At 33.3% G+C, this 7,668-nt stretch carries 8 protein-coding genes; 7 read left to right on the top strand and 1 reads right to left on the bottom strand.

Translation table 11 applies throughout. The annotated features are described in order from the left end of the window. Nucleotides 1-259: 259 nt before the first annotated feature. The 6 genes from Q7P22_RS05210 (at nt 260) to Q7P22_RS05185 (ending at nt 4,879) form a co-directional block, all read left to right on the top strand. Nucleotides 260-1,042 carry a TIGR00282 family metallophosphoesterase gene (locus Q7P22_RS05210; protein WP_303861550.1) on the top strand — a complete coding sequence of 261 codons (783 nt, stop codon included), beginning with the start codon at nt 260-262 and terminating at the stop codon, nt 1,040-1,042. Between the two features lie 103 nt (nt 1,043-1,145). After that, nucleotides 1,146-1,961 (top strand): PHP domain-containing protein, encoded by an 816-nt coding sequence (locus tag Q7P22_RS05205; protein ID WP_303861547.1) that lies wholly within the window; start codon nt 1,146-1,148, stop codon nt 1,959-1,961. Between the two features lie 4 nt (nt 1,962-1,965). Beyond that, complete coding sequence (locus Q7P22_RS05200; protein WP_303861544.1) at nt 1,966-2,337, top strand: PadR family transcriptional regulator; 372 nt, start codon at nt 1,966-1,968, stop codon at nt 2,335-2,337. Between the two features lie 15 nt (nt 2,338-2,352). Beyond that, entirely contained in the window at nt 2,353-3,558 is a 1,206-nt protein-coding gene (locus Q7P22_RS05195) for a pyridoxal phosphate-dependent aminotransferase (RefSeq protein WP_303861541.1), read from the top strand. 523 nt (nt 3,559-4,081) lie between these two features. Then, complete coding sequence (locus Q7P22_RS05190) at nt 4,082-4,297, top strand: hypothetical protein (protein WP_303861538.1); 216 nt, start codon at nt 4,082-4,084, stop codon at nt 4,295-4,297. A 15-nt stretch (nt 4,298-4,312) separates the two neighbouring features. After that, complete coding sequence (locus Q7P22_RS05185; protein ID WP_303861535.1) at nt 4,313-4,879, top strand: hypothetical protein; 567 nt, start codon at nt 4,313-4,315, stop codon at nt 4,877-4,879. A 27-nt stretch (nt 4,880-4,906) separates the two neighbouring features. On the opposite strand, the gene Q7P22_RS05180 is transcribed toward Q7P22_RS05185, so the two are convergent. Continuing rightward, nucleotides 4,907-7,108, bottom strand: coding sequence for a glycoside hydrolase domain-containing protein (locus Q7P22_RS05180; protein WP_303861533.1), 2,202 nt, complete (start codon nt 7,106-7,108; stop codon nt 4,907-4,909). A 147-nt stretch (nt 7,109-7,255) separates the two neighbouring features. Between Q7P22_RS05180 and Q7P22_RS05175 the strand changes: the two genes are divergently transcribed. Continuing rightward, the coding region (locus tag Q7P22_RS05175; RefSeq protein ID WP_303861531.1) for a hypothetical protein at nt 7,256-7,668 on the top strand (413 nt) is incomplete at its 3' end.

Below are 7,668 nucleotides of genomic sequence, written 5' to 3'. Positions count from 1 at the left end.
AAAAAGTAAAGTTCAAAATGTTTAAGAAGAGTAATCCTTCATGCGATTACCGTGGCCACTTGCCTATAAATAAGGCAAGCTGTGGCATATTTATGATATAATATTTGCATCAGCAGATTAGCTCGCAGAAATTAGGACATTTTTCGTGCTTGCACGAGAAAATGGAGTGGTTCTATGAGCGAGAAGCTACAAAGCAGCTGAGGCAATCTGGGACTTATATGTGATAACATACTAATCGTATACAGTAGGAGGAGTTATTTTGAAAATATTAATACTAGGAGATATTGTTGGACGTCCAGGTCGAAATGCTGTAGCAAGCCAATTATCTCATTTAAGAGAAGAATATAAGCCGGATTTAGTTATTGTTAATGGAGAAAACGCATCTGCAGGGAGAGGTTTAACAGAGAAAAACGCCAAGGAATTATTTGAATTAGATATTGATGTAATTACAACAGGTAATCACGTTTGGGATAAAAAAGAAATTTTGACTTATATTGAATCTTACCCTCAATTGATCAGACCTGCTAACTATCCAGATCCTTGTCCTGGAAAGGGTTATACTATAATTCATAAAGGCGAAACCGCTATTGGCGTAATCAACTTATCCGGGGTAATTTATCTTTCAAATTTAACGAATCCATTTCATACTATAGATAAAATCCTTTACGAGATTTCTAAACAATGTAATATTATTATCTTAGACTTTCATGCAGAGGCTACATCTGAAAAATTAGCTATGGGCTATTATTGCGATGGCCGAATATCCTTAGTATATGGGACACATACTCATGTGCAAACTGCAGATAAAAGGATATTAAATGGAGGTACAGGGTATATTACAGATATCGGAATGACAGGTCCCCTAGATGGGATTTTAGGAGTAGATAAAGATATTATTATACAGCAGATGCAAAACAATCGACCTGCTAAATACGATTTAGCACAAGGTCCTGTTCAAATCAATGGAATTATAACGGAAATAAATGAAGAAACAGGTAAATGCCAATCCGTTGATAATTTTATTCAAATTATAGAGGGATGACGGTTTAACTAATGGGAAGTATTTATCATTTGTGTTATAATATTCAAATCAGCGTAGTAGTTCTACATTCTATGTTGTAAGTTCTAAGTAAGGAGAATTAATTATGCATTATGCGGATTTACACATGCATTCTATTCATTCAGATGGAAAACTGAGTGTAGAAGAGATTATTGAGCACGCTAAAAACCGAAATCTAAAAGCCATTTCAATAACGGATCACGATACGGTTTCTGGTACTATAGAGGCAGTACAATCCCCTAATAAAGGTTCTTTGGAGGTCATTCCAGGAATCGAATTAAGTACTATACACCAAGGGGAAGAAATTCATATTTTAGGGTATTTATTTGATTTAGAAAACAAAGATTTTGCTCAGTTTATTCAAAGTACGCAAAGCCATCGCCTTGAGAGAGCAAATAAAATGATCGAAAAATTTAGCTCTGTAGGAATCCATATTGATAGACAAGAACTATCAAAAATAAGTCAAGGGGATTCTGTTGGAAGACCTCATTTTGCTCGTTTGCTCATTAAGATGAGGCTAGTTCATAGTATAAATGAAGCATTTGAAAAATACTTGACTCCTGGAACAGCTACTTATGTTGAACGATATAAACTCATTACAATGGATGCCATCAAAGAAATTAAAAATGCCAATGGTTTATCTGTACTGGCTCATCCTGGTCTTATTAAAAACCAAGATCTTATAAATCAAATTCTCCATATGAAAATAGATGGCATAGAAGTTTATCATCCAAAGAATAATTCTGTGCAGATAAGAGAGTATTACCAAATCACAAAAGAAAACAATTTACTTATTACTGGTGGTTCTGATAATCACTCTGGAAATTCCAATGATTACCCTTTTATTGGCTCTGTAAAAATACCCTATACCTACGTAGAAAAGTTAAAAGAAAAAAGGTGATAAAATGGCATTAAAAAACGATAGAAATCGAAATGCGATTTTTAAAATAAGCATTACAGCAATGGTTAAACTATTGATACTAAATATGTTAAGTAAAAATTACATGTATGGCAATCAAATCATCGACAATATTTCACTTAAACTTCATGAAAAATGGGCACCTAGCCCTGGAATGATTTATCCACTTCTTAGACAACTAGAAGACGAAGGTTATATTGTAGGTTGGTGGAGTGATCCCGTGAAGAGGTCTACTAGATACTATAAGATCACTGAAGAAGGGGCAAAATATTATAAAATTTTAAAAAAGAACTATCAAGGGCTGATTAATGATTCAATTGACATTCTTGAGAGTTTTAAAAAAGAAATTTATACATAATGGTGGAGGGTTAAAATGAAAAACATGATATCTGATAAAGTAAAAAGTATTCAACCATCAATGACATTAGCCATTACAGCTAAAGCAAATCAGCTCAATAAGCAAGGTTATGATGTTGTTGCATTTGGTGTAGGAGAGCCCGATTTTGACACTCCTGACTCTGCAAAAGAAGCTGGTATTGCTGCCATCGAAGCGGGAAAAAGCAAATATACTCCTGTTGCAGGACTACTAGAGCTGAGACAAGGAATCTGTGAAAAACTAAAAAAAGACAACCATCTCGATTATACACCAGATCAAATCATCACCAATAGCGGTGCAAAACATAGCTTATCAACAGCATTTCAAGCTATTCTAGATTCTGGCGAAGAAGTCATTTTAGCTGCTCCTTACTGGGTGAGTTATCCTGAAATTATTAAAATCGCAGGCGGGAAACCAGTCATTATTGAAACAAAAGAAGCTAATAATTTTAAGATTACTGTAGACGAATTAAAAGAGGCTATAACAGATAAGACAAAAGCCATTTTATTAAATAGCCCTAGTAATCCCGTAGGAGCTATTTATTCAAGAGAAGAATTAGAAGGAATTGCAAAGATCGCTGTAGAAAACAGTATTTATGTGGTATCTGATGAAATCTATGAAAGACTCATATATGATGGTAATCTTCATGTAAGTATAGCTGAAATCAATCCTGAAATAAAAAAACTTACAATCATCATTAATGGAATGAGTAAAAGTTACGCTATGACTGGTTGGCGTTTAGGTTATGCAGCAGCGAATAAAGAGGTCATCAAAGCAATGGGCATTATACAAGGTCATGCTGTATCTCATCCCTCTTCTATTACTCAGTATGCAGCTCTTGGCGCTTTGCAATGTGAGGAAAGTGTTCTTCAAAAAATGTTTGATGAATACGATATAAGGCGTAAATATATGATTTCTCGTTTAGATGAAATGAAACCGTTGACGTATATTTATCCTGAAGGTGCTTTTTATGTATTTATCAATGTGTCAGGACTTTTTGGAAAGAGCTACAATGGAAAATCAGTTCACAGCTCATTAGAACTTGCTGACACCTTGTTAGAAGACGAAAAAGTTGCTGTAGTTCCTGGTATTGCTTTTGGTTTAGATACTCATATTAGATTATCCTATGCAACCAGCTTAGAAGAAATCAAAAAAGGTTTGGATCGAATTGAAAGCTTTATAAAACAAGGAGTAAAAGCGTGAGGTAAACAGCATTAGAAGACTTAAAACATAGACTACATTAAGGCGAGTAAATACAAAGGCTCCCCCCTTTGCCCGCTACGCAATTGTAAATAACACGCTAGCGCTTGATTTGATATCGATTGCATAGCTAGTTCATTACCATTGTACTTTTGGAAAAGTAACATAAAATATATAGTGTATATAGTATATAAAGGAGGAGATTAAGATAGAGTTTGAATATCAATTATTCAGGGAAGAATTGATTCGATTTTTTATAAAGCATTATAAGAAAACGCCTCACTTTATAGCATGGATTATTACTATAAATTTATTTTTAACCTTATTTGCGATTATGATCTTAGCCAGCGGCGTCCCGTATTTTCCAATAATAATAGCCTTGTTTTTGATTTGCTGTTTTATCATTGTTCCCTTGGTGGTATCGGATTCTTATAAAGCAAATATCAAAAAATTATATTCACTGAAAATCTTTGATAATTATTTTTGTAATACAACTTTCATTATTAGCAATGAAGGCATTAAAACTATGACGAGTCTATGTGAAGTTCACTATAAGTGGAATGCTCTGAAAATGATACACATGGTAGATGGCAATATTTATATTGAAACATTTATGCGTGAATTTATTTTTTTAGGGAGAGATAGCCTTAGCGAAAGTTTACGCAAAGAAATCATCGACAAAATCCAAGCAAATACAGACATACGAGTCCTTAAAGTGATGCCGGATTTAGTATTTGGATAAAAAGGGGTGATGATATTGATTATTACTTATGAAGTGAATAAAAGTGATTTCTTAGATTTTCATTGTAAATATATTTTTAGTTTAATTACTTTAAAAAAATATATAAAATACCTTTATATAGTCTTCAGCATTGTTTTTTTTATTTGTTTTACGATTGCTTTTTCTATGGCCATAAGAATTGCACTGATCTGTATGATTATTGCCGCTTTTTTGACAAGAAATTTTTTATCTAATATGTATAAAAGAAAAGTAAGAAGAAATCTATTGAGAGTATTTAATTCAGATATTTACAAAAACACATTTTCAAAAACTGAATTACTTCTTACTGAGAAGTCCATTCAAATAAAAACAGATTATGCCACCAAAATATTTCTATGGGAGGCAATCTACGATTTGCATCTTATTGATAATTATCTCATTATTCGTACTCTTTCCGATGAGATTATATATGTGTCCACAAGTAATACAGAACACTTAAAAAAAATAAGTAAACTTGTCGAAGTTATTATGAATTATTCCAATTTGGAATTAAACAAAAATTTCCCTAATGATTTAAAGTATAAAGGATATATTTTTTTTTAAAATGGAGGATATATATCCTCCATTTTTTCACGTATTATTTCTTATTAGATCAAGTATTTTATCTGTAAATAATATCATAAAAATTATAATGACTCCAAAAGTCGCTACTCCTTGTGAGATTGCTGATCCTAATGCTGCTAATATAGATAGAATACTTATACCTAATATCCCAAAAATTACCGCAACACCTGCAACTATTAGTATACCTACAACTACACCTATAACTAAATCTGAATTATCTTCTATCCATTCTAGTATTTTATCATATGCATCTGCTAATTGTGTTTCTAAAACAGCTGCATCTAGATTTTTAAATTCAATAATTAACTTTTCTGTGACATACCCGATGCCACTAAAATGTTCGGCATTGAATTGATTAATTAAATTTATCTTAAAGCTATTTGCTGTAGTTTGCATGCTAATCTTAAAATCTATTCCTTCCCAAGAAGAAAGGATACCTCCCAATGTTGCAGAATCCACCCCAAAAGCGCCAAAAACGTCAAATACATTAGAACCTGCGCTAATTATTTCTCCATTTTGAACGGTAACAGAAATCCCATCACCTTCAACAAAAGTATTGGATATAGAAAAACCTGCTTTTATATCTATAATCGGAGAAGTTATTATGGGAACTTCCAAACTTGGTGAAGTAAAAGTGATACCTAATCTATTTGTCATCCCATCAAGATTATTTACAAGAGCTATCATATCTGCTTCAGTGGAACCTTCAGGCTCATTTACACTACTTTCTCCAGTGTAGTGTCCTCTGCAAATGTTTTTATCGATTGCAATCTGACCATCACCATTCCCAATTGAATATTCAAGAATTTGATCAAAATTCCAATCTGATGGTAATGGATATCCTAAATTACCGCTAAATCCGGTAGACATATCTGCTACAAAACTGCTAACAGAGTATCCCGCATTTCCTACTCTGGAGCATACATTTCTTGGCCCATAAATACCAATTCTATATTTATAATTCATAGTGGTGAACTGGTCACGAATTCCACGGAAATAGGGTAAAATATCATTCGTTACATGATGATCTAAAGCATCGAAATCCACAGCAAAATAAATGATGGTATTAGATTTAAAGCCATATTTTTTTGCTGCAATTACAGCTTTTACTGCATCAACAGCTCCCCTTTTATAATTAAAATAGCTTGCACTATTACTTGATGTTTGATATATCGGGAAGATTTTCAATCCGGCATCAAAAATAGTATCTAATTCACCGGGATGAATCTCCTTCCACCCTCCGGTTAAATATCTACCAACAATTCTATATCCAGAATTATAGAGAGTAACTGCCCTGGCAGGGGTTACAGTTGAACTGCAATCACATGCCGTAGCACTTCTATTTACATCTCCTTTACTAATCATTAAAGAAGCCCATGTTTGAGGCCCTACAGATCCATCAATAGTTAATGCACAAAATTCTTGAAACGCCTTTACTGCTGTCCTGCATCCGTTACCAAAGGAACCATCAAAACCGTTTGGATTAAAACCATTTGCATATAAGGCGTATTGCAAAATATAATTATAAGTTCTTCGAGTGCTGCCGTAAGTCAAAGTAGGTAAAGAAGCTTGAGTCGCTGGGCCCCATATACCATCAACAGATATCGCACCTTCAAATTGAACGGCCATAATCATTGCTTTACACGTTGTTCTTCCGTATATTCCGTCACAGGAGATTAAATCTCCTATATTGGGGAAATAGTCTCTATTTAAATTTCTTTGAATTGTTCGAACATTAGGATCTCCTCCAGGGAGTAATACATAAGCGTCCATTGTCAATAAAGATTTAAATAAAAGTGGTGTCACCACACCATCTGCTGCAATACTTGCATCTATTTGTATTCGTATAATTCCTTCTTTTGTTCCAAGATCAAAATTACCTGTTACATCTCCAGGGCTATACCCTTTGCAAAACATAGCACCTTGTAAAATTCTTACAATGTTACTGTCAACAATTAATGATTGATTCGAATCTATAGAAAGCGTTGGGCAAGCAGCCATAGTCTGATTTCCAAAATTATCTGATGGCTCACTTATTCCTAGTTCAATTTGTAATGCTCTAATTAATGCGCGAATTGTTTTCCAACCTGTATTCCCATCAGGTTTAATATAATTATATCCATATCTACCAAGATAGGTAGAATTAAGCCAATCTTGAACTTCATAAACTTTTATATCATTTATATCGTCTATATTTTTAATACTCATATTGTTTTTTTAATTCTCCTTTTGTAATTTTTATAACAGTTTATTATATGCGCTATTTTGATTATGGTTACAATTAAAGATTCTTTACCATAATTTTAAACATAAAATAGAAACAAGAGAATATGAATTTAAAAAGGAGGTGCAAAAATGGCAGATACTTTTATCTATGATGGACCAACTCAACAAGTTACTGATCTCGGTGTTGCATTTACAGTAAGGGATGGTCAATATTTATTTATGACAGGATTCAATCCATCTAACGGTCACAATACATTTGTGACTTATTGTGGACCAGGTAATGAGTATAAAGTTACATTTGTAATAAATACATATTGGGCACCCAACATAAACAGGGATAATAAATATGGGATAGGAAGTGGAGGAGGATATTTCCAACATATCTCTCGATTCAATTGGGATAAGTGGGGTACTAAATGGAAACACGCAGCTAGCGGTGGGTGTATGTACACTATTCGAAAAGCGTGTAAATTAGTTGATTCGGATGCGGTGGTTGTCAAGGTAGTTGTCACAAATAACAAATTTTTTATGACACTTTTTCT

This window comes from Alkalibaculum bacchi, from assembly GCF_937875145.1.
GTDB classification, from domain to species: domain Bacteria; phylum Bacillota; class Clostridia; order Eubacteriales; family Alkalibacteraceae; genus Alkalibaculum; species Alkalibaculum bacchi_A.
Note: the sequence above shows the minus strand (reverse complement) of the source record. Positions and strands in the feature narration are given on the sequence as shown.

Bases quoted from the DNA above. Each gene is read 5' to 3' on its own strand.
- Q7P22_RS05205 (WP_303861547.1), top strand. From the start codon at position 1,146: ATGCATTATGCGGATTTACACATGCATTCTATTCATTCAGATGGAAAA.
- Q7P22_RS05200 (WP_303861544.1), top strand. From the start codon at position 1,966: ATGGCATTAAAAAACGATAGAAATCGAAATGCGATTTTTAAAATAAGC.
- Q7P22_RS05195 (WP_303861541.1), top strand. From the start codon at position 2,353: ATGAAAAACATGATATCTGATAAAGTAAAAAGTATTCAACCATCAATG.
- Q7P22_RS05190 (WP_303861538.1), top strand. From the start codon at position 4,082: ATGACGAGTCTATGTGAAGTTCACTATAAGTGGAATGCTCTGAAAATG.
- Q7P22_RS05180 (WP_303861533.1), bottom strand. From the start codon at position 7,108: ATGAGTATTAAAAATATAGACGATATAAATGATATAAAAGTTTATGAA.